The sequence below is a fragment of the Streptomyces sp. CA-142005 genome, assembly GCF_050942335.1.
Lineage (GTDB): Bacteria > Actinomycetota > Actinomycetes > Streptomycetales > Streptomycetaceae > Streptomyces.
The window spans coordinates 1,587,849-1,603,004 of the sequence record NZ_CP192078.1 but is presented as its reverse complement, the minus strand read 5'-3'; the positions used below and the strand labels follow the sequence as shown (position 1 = coordinate 1,603,004).

The 15,156-nt window shown below is 73.3% G+C and carries 15 protein-coding genes; 6 read left to right on the top strand and 9 right to left on the bottom strand.

Annotated elements, in window-relative coordinates; translation table 11 throughout:
• Positions 1-26 precede the first annotated feature (26 nt).
• Positions 27-1,439, top strand: a complete 1,413-nt coding sequence (locus ACQPXS_RS07835) for an RtcB family protein (protein WP_433448268.1) — start codon at positions 27-29, stop codon at positions 1,437-1,439.
• 67 nt (positions 1,440-1,506) lie between these two features.
• On the opposite strand, the gene ACQPXS_RS07830 is transcribed toward ACQPXS_RS07835, so the two are convergent.
• Positions 1,507-1,965 carry an archease gene (locus ACQPXS_RS07830; protein ID WP_351804911.1) on the bottom strand — a complete coding sequence of 153 codons (459 nt, stop codon included), beginning with the start codon at positions 1,963-1,965 and terminating at the stop codon, positions 1,507-1,509.
• A gap of 184 nt (positions 1,966-2,149) precedes the next feature.
• On the opposite strand from ACQPXS_RS07830, the gene ACQPXS_RS07825 reads away from it, so the two are divergent.
• Positions 2,150-2,575, top strand: a complete 426-nt coding sequence (locus ACQPXS_RS07825) for a CBS domain-containing protein (protein WP_365326072.1) — start codon at positions 2,150-2,152, stop codon at positions 2,573-2,575.
• Positions 2,576-2,636: 61 nt separating this feature from the next.
• On the opposite strand, the gene ACQPXS_RS07820 is transcribed toward ACQPXS_RS07825, so the two are convergent.
• Both ACQPXS_RS07820 and ACQPXS_RS07815 read right to left on the bottom strand, forming a co-directional pair.
• Positions 2,637-3,626: an acyl-CoA dehydrogenase family protein gene (locus ACQPXS_RS07820; RefSeq protein WP_433448265.1), complete on the bottom strand. Its 990-nt coding sequence runs from the start codon at positions 3,624-3,626 to the stop codon at positions 2,637-2,639.
• Positions 3,626-4,795, bottom strand: a complete 1,170-nt coding sequence (locus tag ACQPXS_RS07815) for an acyl-CoA dehydrogenase family protein (RefSeq protein ID WP_433448263.1) — start codon at positions 4,793-4,795, stop codon at positions 3,626-3,628. Before ACQPXS_RS07815 ends, ACQPXS_RS07820 begins: the two co-directional genes overlap by 1 nt.
• A 159-nt stretch (positions 4,796-4,954) precedes the next feature.
• Between ACQPXS_RS07815 and ACQPXS_RS07810 the strand changes: the two genes are divergently transcribed.
• Entirely contained in the window at positions 4,955-5,743 is a 789-nt protein-coding gene (locus tag ACQPXS_RS07810) for an SDR family oxidoreductase (RefSeq protein WP_433448261.1), read from the top strand.
• Between the two features lie 99 nt (positions 5,744-5,842).
• The gene (locus ACQPXS_RS07805) at positions 5,843-7,000 is read left to right on the top strand and encodes an acetyl-CoA C-acetyltransferase (protein ID WP_433448259.1); all 1,158 of its coding nucleotides are present in this window, start codon (positions 5,843-5,845) and stop codon (positions 6,998-7,000) included.
• Between the two features lie 88 nt (positions 7,001-7,088).
• Here the strand turns inward: ACQPXS_RS07805 and ACQPXS_RS07800 are convergent, their stop codons facing one another.
• Genes ACQPXS_RS07800 through ACQPXS_RS07785 form a run of 4 tightly spaced genes read right to left on the bottom strand, consistent with a single transcriptional unit; the run spans position 7,089 to position 10,562 of the window.
• A complete protein-coding gene (locus tag ACQPXS_RS07800) occupies positions 7,089-8,135 on the bottom strand; it encodes an NAD(P)H-dependent flavin oxidoreductase (protein ID WP_433455750.1) in 1,047 nt (348 codons plus the stop codon).
• 11 nt (positions 8,136-8,146) lie between these two features.
• Positions 8,147-8,920: a CoA-transferase subunit beta gene (locus tag ACQPXS_RS07795; protein WP_433448257.1), complete on the bottom strand. Its 774-nt coding sequence runs from the start codon at positions 8,918-8,920 to the stop codon at positions 8,147-8,149.
• Positions 8,917-9,771 (bottom strand): CoA transferase subunit A, encoded by an 855-nt coding sequence (locus ACQPXS_RS07790; protein WP_433455748.1) that lies wholly within the window; start codon positions 9,769-9,771, stop codon positions 8,917-8,919. The genes ACQPXS_RS07795 and ACQPXS_RS07790 overlap by 4 nt, the downstream gene beginning before the upstream one ends.
• Positions 9,772-9,785: 14 nt before the next feature.
• On the bottom strand, positions 9,786-10,562 hold the full coding sequence (locus ACQPXS_RS07785; protein ID WP_433448255.1) for an enoyl-CoA hydratase family protein: 777 nt from the start codon (positions 10,560-10,562) through the stop codon (positions 9,786-9,788).
• A gap of 79 nt (positions 10,563-10,641) precedes the next feature.
• Between ACQPXS_RS07785 and ACQPXS_RS07780 the strand changes: the two genes are divergently transcribed.
• Complete coding sequence (locus ACQPXS_RS07780; RefSeq protein ID WP_433448253.1) at positions 10,642-11,418, top strand: SDR family oxidoreductase; 777 nt, start codon at positions 10,642-10,644, stop codon at positions 11,416-11,418.
• A 42-nt stretch (positions 11,419-11,460) separates the two neighbouring features.
• On the top strand, positions 11,461-12,372 hold the full coding sequence (locus ACQPXS_RS07775) for an SDR family oxidoreductase (RefSeq protein WP_433455746.1): 912 nt from the start codon (positions 11,461-11,463) through the stop codon (positions 12,370-12,372).
• 13 nt (positions 12,373-12,385) lie between these two features.
• On the opposite strand, the gene ACQPXS_RS07770 is transcribed toward ACQPXS_RS07775, so the two are convergent.
• Positions 12,386-13,159, bottom strand: a complete 774-nt coding sequence (locus ACQPXS_RS07770) for an alpha/beta fold hydrolase (protein WP_433448251.1) — start codon at positions 13,157-13,159, stop codon at positions 12,386-12,388.
• Positions 13,160-13,303: 144 nt separating this feature from the next.
• Positions 13,304-15,022: a carbohydrate binding domain-containing protein gene (locus ACQPXS_RS07765; RefSeq protein WP_433448249.1), complete on the bottom strand. Its 1,719-nt coding sequence runs from the start codon at positions 15,020-15,022 to the stop codon at positions 13,304-13,306.
• Positions 15,023-15,156: the final 134 nt, after the last annotated feature.

Genomic DNA, 15,156 nt, shown 5'->3' with positions numbered 1-15,156 from the left:
CGCGCCGAGCCGGAGCGGAGACCGCGATGGAGCTGGTCGAGGAACGTTCCTTCCGCTACCGCATCGAGCCGCACGCGGGCATGCGCGTGCCCGGGGTCGTGTTCGCCTCCCGGGAGTTGCTCGCCGACGCCGAGCAGTCCCTGGAGCAGGTTGTGCACGTGGCCACCCTGCCCGGCATCGTCACCGCCTCCTACGCGATGCCGGACATCCACTGGGGGTACGGCTTCCCCATCGGCGGTGTCGCCGCCACCGACGTGGACGCCGGCGGGGTGGTCTCGCCGGGCGGCGTCGGCTTCGACATCTCCTGCGGGGTGCGGCTGCTGGCCGCCGACTGCGACGCCGACACGCTCCGGCCGGCACTGACCGCGGTGATGGACGGCCTCGACAGGGCGATCCCGCGCGGCGCCGGCCCCGGTGGCGTGTGGCGGCCGGACGGCCCCGGCGAGCTGGAACGGCTGCTGGCCGGGGGCTCCCGCTACGCCGTGGAGCGGGGCCACGGGGAGGAGCGCGACCTGCTGCGCTGCGAGGACGGCGGCGCGGTCGCCGACGCGGACGTGACACAGGTCGGGCAGAGGGCCCGGGAGCGGGGCCTCGGCCAGGTGGGCAGCCTGGGCTCCGCCAACCACTTCCTGGAGGTGCAGCGGGTCGCCGAGGTGTACGACGGCCCGGCCGCGGCCGCCTTCGGGATCGAGCCGGGTCAGGTGTGCGTGATGATCCACTGCGGCTCGCGCGGGCTGGGGCACCAGATCTGCACCGACCATGTGCGGCTCATGGACCGCGCCATGGCCCGCTACGGCATCTCCGTGCCCGACCGGCAGCTCGCCTGTACGCCGGTCGACTCGCCCGAGGGGCAGGACTATCTCGGGGCTATGGCCGCGGCCGCCAACTACGGCCGGGCGAACCGGCAGTTGCTGTCCGACGCGGCACGCGGCGTGTTCCGGCGCACCGCCGGTACCGGGCTGACGCTGGTGTACGACGTCTCCCACAACCTCGCCAAGATCGAGAGCCATCCGGTGGACGGTCAGCGGCGGCGGCTGTGCGTGCACCGCAAGGGCGCCACTCGCGCCTTCCCGCCCGGGCATCCCGAACTGCCCGAGGACATCAGGGAGTTCGGACAGCCGGTGCTGATCCCCGGCACCCTCGGGACGGCCTCGTACGTGCTGACCGGCGTGTCCGAGGGCGACGCCTTCCACTCCACCTGCCATGGTGCGGGCCGCACCATGAGCCGCCATCAGGCCGCGCGCAGCATCACCGGCAGCGAGCTGCGGTCGCGGCTGCGCGACGCCGGCATCGCGGCGCGCCCGAAGTCCTGGCGCGGCCTGACGGAGGAGACGCCGGAGGCGTACAAGGACGTCGACGCCGTCGTGACCGCGAGCGAGGGGGCGGGGCTGTGCCGGAAGGTCGCCCGGCTGGTGCCGCTCGGGGTGGTGAAGGGCTGACCGCGGTGGCCGGCGGCTCACGGCCTGGGCCGACGGGTGCCCGTACGGCAGGGGTGCGCGGGTGCGGTCACACGTCCACGATCACCGTGCAGGACCATCCGTACGCGTCCGGGGCGATGTGCAACTCCTGCCAGGAGACACCCTTGGGCGCGGCACCGATGACGGTGACGTCCGCGAGATCGGCGAGCGACAGCCGTACCGCCAGTCCACCGTCGTAGGTGGGCTCCGCCTCCACGTCGACGGGGATCCGGCCCGCCACCTCCAGCCGGTAGACCACCTCCTCCAGCAGCGCGACCAGCAGGTCCGCGTCGTCGCCGGGGGCGAGACGGACCCGTTCCATGGTGGCCGGATGCGCCCCGGACACATCGGCGAAAGCCTCGACCATGGCACGCACGGCCTCGGTCAGGCACTGTTCCCGGGTCGTGCCCCAGGCCTGCAGACGGGTGTCCGCGGTGTGCGGCATCGAGCGGTGACCGTTCTCGCCCTCGCGCCGTGCCCGTAGTTCGTCGCTGATGTCACCCACCATGGCCGCCGTGATCCCTTCTCCGGCCCCCCTCGGGTTCCATCGTCACTCGCCGGGGGCGGCTGCGCCATGTCTGCTCCTCTCCCACCGGTACCGGCGGCGGGAAAGGCGGTTTGCCCGCGCCGTCCCGGGCTACGCGGGCGGGCGAGGCCGAACGCCTCACCATCTCGGATCCGGGAGGTGCCCGATGACACGGCGGATACGCGAGGTCATGTCGCCCGGCGCGGTGGCGGTGGAGCCGATGACCACGGTGGAACGGGCGGCGCTCCTCATGCGGGAGCACGACATCGGCGACGTCCTGGTCGCCTACGACTGCGATCTGTTCGGTGTGCTCACCGACCGCGACATCGTGGTGCGGACGCTCGCCGCCGGACTGGACCCGCACACCACCACGGTCGGCAGGGTGTGCAGCCGGCCGCCCGTGGTGACCCTGACACCCGAGGACACCACGGACCAGGCCGCCGAGCTGATGCGCCGGCACGGCCTGCGCCGGCTCCCCGTCGTGGAACACGGCGGCTGCCCGGTCGGCTTCATCAGCCTCGGCGACCTGGCGGCCGTCGAGGACCCGCACTCGGCGCTGGGGGAGATCAGCACGGCGAAACCCAACCACTGAACCGTCGCCGGCCCGCGCTCGCTCTTCCACGGGGACCAGGGGGCGACCGGGCGACAGCCGGTCAGGGCGCGAGCACCCGGGACCGGCAGGCCGCCGGCGTGCCCCAGGAGGTCCGCAGCGCGCGCGCCTTGCGGATCCACAGGGACAGGTCCAGTTCCTCGGTGTAGCCGAGGGCGCCGTGCACCTGCAGGGCGGTGCGCGCCGCGGCGTACGCGGCCTCGCAGGCGGTGACCTTCGCCGCGGCGATGTCGCGCCCGCACCCGGCGTCGGCACGTTCCAGCGCCAACGCGGCGGCGTGGATCAGCGGCTGGGCGAACTCCAGGGCGATCAGCGTGTCGGCCAGCCGGTGCTTGACGGCCTGGAAGGAGCCGATGGGGACCCCGAACTGCCTGCGCTGCCGGGCGTATTCGACGGTCCGCTCCAGCAGGGCGCGGCCCAGGCCTAGGGCCTGCGCGGCGGTGGTCAGGGCCGCGACCTCGGTCGCCTGCGCGGCGGCGACGGCGACGGCCGGTCCCCGGGCCAGCACGGTGCCGCCGAGCGGGCGGGCCGGCCGCCGGGCCGGGTCGAGCGAGCGCTGTACGGGGCCGTGCGCCTCGGCCAGGCGCAGGGTGTCGCCCTCGACGACGAACACCGCGTCGGCGGTGTCCGCGTCCAGGGCGTAGGGACGGTCGGGGGAGACCGGACACAGGGAGGCGACGACCTTGCCGGCGGCGATCCCCGGCAGCCATGCCGCGGCCGTCGTCGCATCGCCCAGTCGGTCCAGGAGGGCCGCCGCCGCGACCGTCTCCGCCAGTGGACCCGGCACCGCGTGGCGGCCCAACTCCACGAAGGCCACCGTCAGTTCGACCGGCAGTGGGCCCAGCCCGGCGTGCCGCTCCGGTACGGCGAGCGCGAACACCCCGGCCTCGGCCAGCCTGGTCCACAGCGCGCGGCCGGGCTCGGTGTCCCCGGCGGCCCAGGACCGTACGACGGCCGGAGTGCCCGCCGCCGTCAGCAGGGCGTCCAGCGAGCGGGCGAAGTCGCGCTGCTCGGCGTCGAGGAGGAAGCGCATCACCGGCGTCCCTTCGGCAGGCCGAGCAGCCGCTCGGCGATGATGTCGCGCTGGATCTCGTTGGTGCCCGCGTAGATGGGTCCGGCCAGGGAGAAGACGTAGCCCTCGGCCCAGGCGCCGTGTCCGGGCGCGTCCGGGGCGTCGTCGGCGAGATCGCCGTAGGGGCCCAGCAGGTCGAGGGCGGTCTCGTGCAGGGCGATGTCCAGCTCGGACCAGAACACCTTGTTGAGGCTCGACTCCGCGCCGATCGAGCCCCCTGCCGCCAGGCGCGAGGCGGCCGCGTAGGTGAACAACTGATAGGCGCGGGCGCCGATCACCGCATCGGCGACCCGGTCGCGCAGCGCGGTGTCGCCCGGGTCGGCGGTGGAGCGCCACAGCGCGGTCAGACGCTCGGCGGCGGCCGTGAAACGGCCGGGGCTGCGCAGGGTGAGCCCGCGCTCGTTGCCCGCCGTGCTCATCGCCACCCGCCAGCCCTGTCCGGGCTCGCCGATGACGTCGTCGTCGGGCACGAAGACCTCGTCGAGGAAGAGTTCGGCGAAGGCGGGCTTGCCGTCGAGCCGCCCGATGGGCCGTACCGTCACCCCCTCCGCGTCCAGCGGGAACATCAGGTACGTCAGCCCCTGGTGCGGCCGCTCGGTGGCCGGGGCACTGCGGAACAGCCCGAAGGCGCGGTCGGCGAACGCCGCCCGCGACGACCAGGTCTTCTGGCCGCTCAGGCGCCAGCCGCCGTGGGTGCGCACGGCTGTGGAGCGCAGCGAGGCGAGGTCGGAGCCCGACTCCGGCTCGGACCAGGCCTGGGCCCAGATCACCTCGCCGCTCGCCATGGACGGCAGGACACGCGCGCACTGCTCCGGGGTCCCGTGCTCGAAGAGGGTGGGCGCGAGGAGGTTGATGCCGTTCTGGCTGACCCGGCCGGGCGCACCGGCCGCGTAGTACTCCTCCTCGAAGATCAGCCACCGGAGGATCGAGGCGCTCCGGCCGCCGTACTCCTCGGGCCAGGACACCACCGACCAGCGGTCGGCGAACAGGGTGCGCTCCCAGTCCCGGTGGGCCGCGAACCCCTCCGCCGTCTCCAGCGAGGGCAGCGGGGTGCCGGGCACATGGCCGGCGAGCCAGGCGCGGGCCTCGGCACGGAAGGCGTCGTCCGCGGCGGAGAAGTCGAGGTCCATCAACTGCGGGCCTTCCTGGTGCGGTTCCGGGCGGCGGGTATCCGCCCTCCTTCCCTAACAACTGTTTGGTAGGTTAACCTGACGAGCCGTCAGCCGTCGAGAGCCGACCCGAGCCCTAGTCGCCGAGCGCGTCCCCGGCCCGCCGAAGGAGGCCCGCCCGTGACCACGCCCCCGCCGCCCTACGTCCCCGGGCACGCCCTCCTGCACGGCCGTACCGCCGTGGTCACCGCCGCCGCGGGCGCCGGCATCGGCGGTGCGACCGCCCGCCGGCTGCTGGAGGAGGGCGCCCGCGTCGTGCTCTCCGACGCCCACGCCCGCAGGCTCAAGGAGTCGGAGGCGGCGCTCGCCGCGCAGTTCGGCGCGGACCGCGTCGCGGCCCTGCCCTGCGACGTCACCGACGAGGACCAGGTCGCGGCGCTGTTCGACTTCGCGGCGGAGCGGCACGGACGCCTGGACGTCGTCGTCAACAACGCCGGACTCGGCGGCACCGCCGACCTGGTCGAGATGACCGACGAGCAGTGGGAAAAGATCCTCGACGTCACCCTCACCGGCACCTTCCGGTGCACCCGCGCCGCGCTGCGCCGGATGAAGGCGGCGGGCGCCGGGGGCGTCGTCGTCAACAACGCCTCGGTGATCGGCTGGCGGGCACAGCGGGGCCAGGCCCACTACGCCGCCGCCAAGGCCGGGGTCATGGCCCTCACCCGCTGCGCCGCCGTGGAGGCCGCGGAGTACGGGGTGCGGGTGAACGCCGTCTCGCCCAGCCTCGCCATGCACCCGCACCTGGTGAAGGTCACCACGCCGGAACTGCTGGGGGAACTCACCGCCCGCGAGGCGTTCGGCCGCTGGGCCGAGCCGTGGGAGGTGGCCAACGTCATCGTCTTCCTGGCCAGCGGGTACTCCTCGTACCTGACCGGGGAGGTCCTGTCCGTCAGCAGCCAGCACGCCTGAGCCAGAAGGAGTCCAGGCACCGGATGAACCAGGGCATCGCCGTGCGCGCACGAGACCGCGGACGTCACCGATCCCGGAACCGATCCCCAAGGAGTGGCCATGGCCGAGGCATACATCGTCGAAGCGGTTCGCACCCCGGTCGGCAGGCGCGGAGGCGGGCTCGCCGCCGTCCACCCGGCCGATCTCGGCGCCCATGTGCTGACGGCGCTGATGGAGCGCTCGGGCGTCGACCCCGCCGCCGTCGAGGACGTCGTCCTCGGCTGCCTGGACACCGTCGGCCCGCAGGCCGGCGACATCGCCCGCACCTGCTGGCTGGCCGCCGGGCTGTCCGAGGAGGTGCCGGGGGTGACGGTGGACCGTCAGTGCGGCTCCTCCCAGCAGGCCCTGCACTTCGCCGCGCAAGGCGTACTCTCGGGCACCCAGGACCTGGTCGTCGCGGGCGGCGTGCAGAACATGTCGATGATCCCGATCGCCTTCGCCACCCGCCAGGCCGCCGAGCCTCTCGGGCTCACCCAGGGCCCCTACGCCGGCTCCGAGGGCTGGCGGGCCCGCTACGGCGACCGGCCGGTCAACCAGTTCGCCGGCGCCGAGATGATCGCCGACAAGTGGGGCATCTCGCGCCGTGACATGGAGGAGTTCGCACTGCGCTCCCATCAGCGGGCCGTCCGCGCCATCGACGAGGGCCGCTTCGACCGCGAACTCGTCCCCTACGGCGAGGTGACCACCGACGAGGGCCCCCGCCGCGACACCACGCTGGAGAAGATGGCGGGACTGAAGCCGGTGGTCGACGGCGGCCGGCTCACCGCCGCCGTCTCCTCTCAGGTCTCCGACGGCGCCTCCGCCCTGCTGATCGCGAGCGAACGAGCCGTACGGGAGCACGGTCTGACGCCCCGCGCCCGCGTCCACCACCTCTCGGTGCGCGGCGAGGACCCCATCCGGATGCTGTCCGCGCCGATACCGGCCACGGCGTACGCCCTGAAGAAGGCCGGGATGACCCTCGCCGACATCGACCTCGTGGAGATCAACGAGGCCTTCGCCTCCGTGGTGCTCGCCTGGCTGAAGGAGACCGGCGCCGACCCGGACAAGGTCAACGTCAACGGCGGCGCCATCGCCCTCGGCCACCCGCTGGGCGCCACCGGCACCAAGCTCATGACCACGCTGCTGCACGAGTTGGAGCGCACCGGCGGACGCTACGGCCTGCAGACCATGTGCGAGGGCGGCGGCCAGGCAAACGTCACCATCGTCGAGCGGCTCTGACAGACGGCGGCGTCGGACATCACCACCTCGGTCGGCCGGCGGCGGAAACGGGCAGCGCGCGGCGGATCAGCTCCCCCGGGAGGGACGGCTATGCCCGGGGCAGTCCGTGGAGCGTGGCCCGGGCCTCCGCCATGATCCGGTCGACGAGCTCGGCGCAGGACGGCAGATCGTCGATCAGTCCGGCGACCTGACCGGAGGCCATCACGCCGAGGTCGGTCCGGCCCTCGACCATCGAGGCCCTGAGCAGCATGGGGGTGTTGGCGGCCAGCAGGACCTGGCTCCAGGTCAGCTCCTTGCCGTGCTTCAGCGCCAGGCCGTCGCGGACCATCCGCGCCCAGCTCGTGCCGGACAGCGCCTTGAAGGACGCGGCGTGCCGTACCGCGCGCAGCAGTGCCCGCGCCCGGCCCGAGCGTTCGAGGGAGTCGACCAGCTCCGTGCGCAGCATCCGGTGGGGGAGTCCGTCGACCTTGGTCGTGACGGTGACGTCGTCCACCGTGGCCGCCAGGTACCGGGCCTTGACCGCTTCGGGAACGGTGCTGTCGGCTGTGAGCAGGAAGCGCGTGCCCATGGCGATCCCGGCGGCACCGTAGGCGAGTGCGGCGACCAGACCGCGGCCGTCGTGGAAGCCGCCGGCCGCGATCACCGGGATGTCCACGGCGTCCACGACCTGGGGGAGCAGGACGGTGGTGGCGACTTTCCCGGTGTGCCCGCCGCCCTCCCCGCCCTGCACCACCACCGCGTCGGCGCCCCACGCGGCGACCTTCTCGGCGTGCCGCCGGGCGCCGACGGACGGGACGACGACCACACCGGCGTCCTTGAGCCGGGCGATCAGCTCCCGGGAGGGCGCGAGCGCGAACGAGGCGACCTTCACCCCCTCCTCGACGATGATCCGCACCCGCTCGGCCGCGTCCGAGGCGTCCGCCCGCAGATTGACCCCGAAGGGCGCGTCGGTACGGGACTTCACCTCGCGGACCGCCGCACGGAGCCGGTCGGTCGTCATGGTGGCCGAGGCGAGGATCCCCAGCGCGCCGGCGTCGGCGGTGGCCGACACCAGACGGGGACCGGCCACCCAGCCCATGCCGGTCTGCACGATGGGGTGCCGCACGCCGACGAGCTCGGTCAGCGGGGTGGCGATCGCGACGTCGTTCACGCGGGGACCTCGCGCTCGCGCAGCGCCTTCGGGTCGATGACCTCGCGGATCAACCGCAGCTCCGCGGCGGTGGGTTCCCGGGTGTACGGCACCTGGTCCGGGATGTGGAGCGGGAAGCCGGTGGCCTCGACGACCTGTCCGACCGTGACGCCGGGGTGCAGCGAGCGCAGCCGCATCGTCCGGTCCGGCGCCGGGAAGTCGAAGACGCCCAGGTCGCTGACGACGCCCGCGATGCGGTGGTGGCGGGACGCGGCGGGACCGGCCGCGGCGGCACGGTCGTAGCCGACGCCGCACACCATGTCCACCCGCTCGACGAAGACCCGCTTCGAATGTCGTGGCACCCAGTAACTGGTCGGATTGTTGAGGGTGTTGACGGGGGCGCCGCGTATGCCCAGCAGCTGCCGGGCGGGCCTCGCCCAGTCGCCGATGCAGGAGATGTTCTGGTTGCCGTACCGGTCGAGCTGGCTCGCGCCCATCATCACGTGCCGCCGTCCGGTCGCGACCAGGGCCAGGTGCTGCCGGTACGGCAGCCAGCCCTCGACCACCTCGGCCCTGGCGCCGACCGCCGGGACGTCACCGATCAGCAGTGCCTCGCCGTCGGTCAGCAGCAGGTCGGGGGAGAAGGTCAGTCTCGCCAGCCGGGCCCCGATCGTCGGGACGGTGCCCATCGGAGCGGCCAGGACCTCCCCCGCATCGCGCCAGGCCTCGGCGCAGGCCACCACGCAGTACTCGGCGCGCGTCACCGCCGCCGTCGTACGGGTGCCGCTCATGCCGCCGCCTCCTCCTCGTGGAACGCCGCCACCGCGGCCTGGTACGCGTCCTCGTCCCCGGACAGGAACCGCTCGGCGAAGGCCCGCCAGGCCTCCGGCTCGCGGGCGGCTCGGGCGTAGGCCCGCTGGAACGCCTCGTCCCGGTCGTGGTCGGGCACGCAGGAGGTGAAGTGGGCGCCGTTCGGGGTCTCCACGACGCCGTTCACGAACGCGCGCTTGACCAGCAGGGTCTGCGGTCCCGCGTCCTTGAGCAGGTCGGGGCTGTCCACGATCCGCTCGCAGGAGACGTAGGCGGCGTCGGCGGCCTCGCAGAACAGGTCGTCGAAGTACGGGTCGGGGCCGAGGTACTGGGCGTTGCCGTGCACGTCCGCGCGGTTGAGGTGCACCAGCGCGGCGTCCAGGTGCAGGGCCGGTACCGCGACGAGCTCCTCGCCGTCCTCGTACGGCGAACGTACGGTCCGCAGGCGGGGGTTGACCCTCATCACGTCGGATCCGAGACCGGCCCGGACCGGCATGAAGGGCAGCCGGTGCGCGGCCGCCGTCAGTCCCCACATGAACATGGCCTCGTCCAGCTCCACCAGGTCCAGCGCGCCGCGCTGCCGGGCCGCCGTGAAGTGCGGCTCCAGGGGAATGGAGTCGAGGGTGGCGAAGGCCGCGACCAGCGTGCGGATCCTTCCCGCGGCGGCCAGCAGCCCGACGTCCGGACCGCCGTAGGACACGACGGTCAGGTCGGTCACGTCCGAACGCAGCAGCGCCCGCACCAGCGCCATCGGCTTGCGCCGCGAACCCCAGCCGCCGATGCCGATCGTCATGCCGCTCTCCAGCCGGCCGACGACCTCCTCGGCGGTCATCGTCTTGTCCCTGCTCACGACCGCTGCTCCCGGTCCATGCCGAAGGTGCCGTCGTCCCCGCCGAAGGTGCCGCGGACGCGGTCGGCGACGCCGCTGAGGCTGGCCTCGAAGGTGAAGCCCTGCTCGAAGCGGTAGCTGCGGCGCACGTCGACCGGGTCGATGCCGTTGATCGCCGCCTTGGCCAGCCGGATCAGGGACCCGTCCTTGGCGGCGATCTGGCGGGCCAACTCCAGTGCGGCATCCCTGAGTTGTGGGCGCGGGACCACCCGCCACACCGAGCCGTGCCGGTGCAGTTCCTCCGCGGTGACGGTGCGGGAGGTGTAGTACAGGGCCCGCATCAGGTGCTGGGGCACCAGCCGGGCGAGATGGGTGGCCGCGCCCAGGGCGCCGCGGTCCAGTTCGGGCAGGCCGAACACCGCGTCGTCGGCGGCGACGATCGCGTCCGCGTTTCCGGCCAGTCCGATGCCGCCGCCCAGACAGAAGCCCTGTACGGCGGCGACCACCGGGACCTCGCAGTCGTACACCGCGGCGAACGCCTCGTAGCAGCCGCGGTTGGCGCCGATGAGGGCATCGTGCCCGGCCGCGCGCCGGATCTCCTTGATGTCGACGCCGGCGTTGAAACCGCGGCCCTCGGCGGTGAGCACCACACACCGGACCTCCCGGTCGGCGCCGGCGGCGCGCACCGAGTCGGCCAGCGCGTACCAGCCGCGCACGGGAAGGGCGTTGACCGGCGGGAAGTCCACGGTGACAACGGCGACGCCCTCTTCGGGGACGGAGGTGGAGACACCCATGAGCCAATCAGCTACCTTTCCACCAAACGTTTGTTAGGCGAGAAGGTAGCAGCGGAGGGCGCGCTGCGGGAGGTGCCGGGTGGCCACGATCATCGATCTCAGCGGATGCGTCACGGTGGTCACCGGCGGAACACGCGGCGTCGGTGCCGGCATCGCCCGGGCGTTCCTGGAGGCGGGCGCCGACGTCGTGACCTGCGCGCGCCGTCCCCCGGACGAGCCGGTCGAGGCGGCCGGCCGCACGGCCCGCTTCCTCCCCGTCGACCTGCGCGACGCCGACGCGGTCGGCGCCTTCTTCGAGCGGCTGCGCACCGAGTACGGCCGCCTCGACACCCTCGTCAACAACGCCGGGGGCACCCCCTTCCGGATGCTCGGCGAGGGCGGAGCCGGACGGCACGCCCGGGTCGTGGAGCTGAACCTCCTCACCCCTCTCACCGCGTCGCTCGCCGCGTACGAGCTGATGCGTGGTCAGCGGAGCGGAGGGTCGATCGTGATGATCGGCAGCGTCAGCGGAGCGCGTCCGTCACCGGGCACCGCGGCGTACGGTGCGGCGAAGGCCGGGCTGGAGGGCCTCGCCCGGTCCATGGCTGTGGAATGGGCCCCGCGCGTGCGGGTCAACACGGTCGTCCCCGGCATGGTCCGGACCGAACTGTCGTACCTGCACTACGGGGACGAGGACGGCGTCGCCGCCGTGGCCCGCACCGTCCCGCTCGGCCGCCTCGCCACGCCCGAGGACGTCGGCGACGCCTGCGTGTTCCTCGCCTCCGAGCGGGCCGCCTACATCAGCGGGGCGAGCCTGCACGTCCACGGCGGAGGGGAGCGCCCCGCGTTCCTCGACGCCGCCGGGGTCAACACGTAGCACGCCCGGCGACACCCGACGAAAGGACCTCCACCCATGACCGTGACCGGACTGTGCACCGGACGCGTGGCCGTCGTCACCGGCGCGGGCCGCGGCCTGGGCCGTGCCCACGCGCTCGCCTTCGCCGCCGAGGGAGCCAAGGTGGTCGTCAACGACCTCGGTGTCGGCCTCGACGGCACGGGCGGCACCGCAGGACCGGCGCAGCAGGTCGTCGAGGAGATCCGCGCGCTCGGCGGCGAGGCGGTCGCGCACGGAGGCGACATCGCCACGACCGAGGGCGCGGCCTCCCTCGTCGCCACCGCCCTGGACGCCTTCGGCCGCCTGGACACCCTGGTCAACAACGCCGGGTTCCTGCGGGACCGCATGCTCGTCAACCTCGACGAGGACGCCTGGGACGCGGTCGTGCGCGTCCACCTCAAGGGCCACTTCCTGCCGCTCAGGCAGGCCGCCGCGCACTGGCGCGCCGAGGCGAAGGCGGGCCGGGTGCCCGAGGCCCGGGTGATCAACACAAGCTCCGGGGCGGGACTGCTGGGCAGCGTCGGCCAGGGCAACTACTCCGCCGCCAAGGCCGGGATCGTCGGCCTGACCCTGGTCGCCGCCGCCGAACTGGGCCGCTACGGCGTCCAGGTCAACGCCATCGCCCCGGCCGCCCGGACCCGGATGACCGAGCGGACCTTCGCCGAGACCATGGCCGCCCCGGAGAGCGGCCGTTTCGACGCCGTGGCCCCGGAGAACGTCTCCCCGCTCGTCGTCTGGCTCGGCTCCGCCGCCTCCGCCGGGGTGACGGGCCGGGTCTTCGAGACCGAGGGCGGCCGCATCACCGTCATGGAGGGCTGGCACCCGGGCCCGACCATCGACAAGGGCGCCCGCTGGACCCCGAGGGAGGCGGGCGAGGCGACCCTGAAACTCCTCGCCGAGACACGGGCCCCACAGCCCGTGTACGGCGCGGGATAGCCCCGACGGGCCGTCAGCGGCCCCGTGGTGCGCGCCTCGCGCGTGACCGATGGCCGCGACCAGTTCGGGCGCGCCGGCGGCCGTCCAGTGGTCTTCCGGGCACCACGGTCCCGGTTGCCTGCGGCAGCGCCGTGACCAGGTGGCCGGCCGAGGAGGTGGCACCGCTGTCGTCGGCGCCCACCGCGACGAGCGTGAGCACCGTGATCCGGCCGAGCTGCTCGGCCGGCGTGGCGACGAGCGAATCCAGCACACGGAGGAGCTCGACCGGGTCCGCGCCGCCGGAGCGGAGCCACTGTTCGGAGCGTTCCTCCGGCGATCCCGGCTCGAACGCCCCCCAGCCGGTCAGCAGCGGGCGCAGGGACGCGCCCGCCCCGCCGCCGGAGCCGAGCACCTGACGCAGGACCTGGCCCGCGACCACCGCCCGGCCGGGTGCCGCGCCACGCACCAGCATCCTCGCCACGATCCGGGCGCCGAGTGAGTAACCCCCGAGGTCGTACTCCCTCAGTCCGAGGTGCTCGACGAGGGCGAGGCCGTCGTCGGCCAGGACGTCCCGGGGGTAGAAGGCGGCGTCATGGGGTTTCTCGCTGCTGCCGTGCCTGCGGAAGTCCGGCATGATCACACGGTGACCGGCCGCCGCGATCGTCTCGGCCTGGCCGTTGAGCAGCCACAGCGTCGCGTCTCCGGTCATTCCGTGCAGGAGGATCAGCGGCCGGCCCTCACCCGTCTCCCGGTAGGCGAGGCGCACACCGTCACGGCCGGAGAAGAAGGACACGGCGGGATTCGGCATGGGCCGGAGCGTGTACCTGGCGGTTCCGCCGGTCGGCTCGGGTGTCGGCCGGCTGCCTCGGCGATCCGGAGGCCCCGCCGGTGCGTGCGGCGCACCGCCTCTGCCGGAGGAGTGCGCCGCATGCTTGAGGGGTCGGGGAGGTGCCTAGCCGAGCGTGAAGTCGTCGGCGTCGACCGCGGACTGGCCGTACCAGCCGTGGACGTACACGGTGACGGTTCCGCTGCCGCCCGTCGTGAAGTTGACGGTCAGCCGGTTCCAGCTCGTGCTGTTCGACCAGGTGCTGGCGGTGGCGCCGCCGCTGACCCCGATGTAGGCGTACGGGCCCTGGACCCAGCCGGTGAGCGTGTAGCTGTGGTTGGGGGACAGGGTGACGGTCTGATCGCATTCGCCGGTGCTGCTGGAGCTCGGGGTGACCTGGAGGGCGTGGCTGCCGCTGTGGACCGGGCTCGATACGACCGTGCTGCCGCCCGTGCAGGTCCAGGGGCTCAGGGGGCCCGTCTCGAAGCCGGCGTTGGTGAGTGAGCCGCCGCCACCGCCTCCGCCTCCACCGGTCGAGGTGACGGTCAGCGTGTAGGTCGCGCTGTGGCTGCCGCCGCCGCCGGCGGTGCCGGTGACGGTGATCGGGTAGGTGCCCGCGGCCACGGACGAGCCGACCGTCGCCGTCAGCGTCGAGGTGCCGCCGGACGTCACGGTCGCCGGGCTGAAGGAGACGCCGACGCCGGACGGCGCGCCGGAGGCCGACAGGCTGACGGATTCGGCGCTGCCGGAGGTGACGGCCGTGGCGACGGTCGCGGTGGCGGAACCGCCCTGGGCGACCGAGGCGGAGCCCGGTGACAGGGACAAGGAGAAGTCGCTCGTCGTGCCTCCGCCGCCGCCCGAGCCGCCCTCGTACGGCACGAACGCGTCCGTGAACGCGAGGCTGTTCTGGCTGATCTCGCTGCACGTGGGCAGCGAGTTGGCGCTTCCGCTGCACGGCTGGTCGCGGTTGACGGACCAGAAGGCGAGCCGTCCGACGCCGTTCTGCGCGGCGAAGCTCTCCACGGTCCGGGCGTCGGCCAGGGTGAACGTCGACCCGTCGTCGTTCTTGCCGATCATCGGGGTGATCCCGAGGTTGGCGTAGGTGTAGCCGGAGTCCACGGACTGCATCTGCGCCAGTGTGGCCCTGGCCGCGTCGATCGCGCCCTGGCCCATCTCGGTGCCGGTGCCGGCGTAGTAGTCCATGGCCATGATGTTGACCACGTCGATCTTGATGCCCGCGTTCTTGGCGGCCTTGAGAATGTTGACGCCGTCGTTGGTCAGGCCGCTGGTCAGGACCGGCAGGGTCATGGAGAACTGTAGACCGGGGTTGGACGCCTTGAGATCCTTCATCGCCTGCATCTGGCGGGCGGCGGCCGCGGTGTCCGCGACGGCGGCGCCCTCGACGTCGAAGTCGAGCCGGGTGACGCCGTAGTCGTTGATGAGGGCCTGGTACCCGGCGTCGATGCTGCTCTGGGTGGAGCACGTCCAGGCCAGCGGTTCGCCGCTCGCCCCGCCGGAGGAAATGATGACGGAGGCGCCCTCGGACTTCGCCTTGGCGATCTCGGGGTCGGTGTAGGGGTCGTTGCCGATGGGGAGGGTGTCGCCCCAGATCTGGTTGCAGCCTTCGCCGAGCACGAACGCCGCTGTGTAGGCCTTGAGTTGGTGTCCGGTGATGGCGGTGTCGAGGAGTCCTTCCTGACTGTTGGACATGTCGACGTAGGGAGCCACGGAGTAGACGCTGCTCGCCGCCGTCGCGGCGCCGGCGGCCGGGGCCGGGGCGACGACGGCGCCGGTGGCCGAGAGGACGAGCGCGCAGGCGGAAGCCGCATATCTTGCCAGGTACATGACAGTGCCCCTTCCGGGGATGCCTCGGGCGTGGAGTGGTGGTGTGGTGCCGTGATGTCGCGGGACCGAGTTGGTACATACCAAAGCGCCGGCGCGTCACCTCGTCAAGAGGACTAGACCAACTCGGTCCCTCC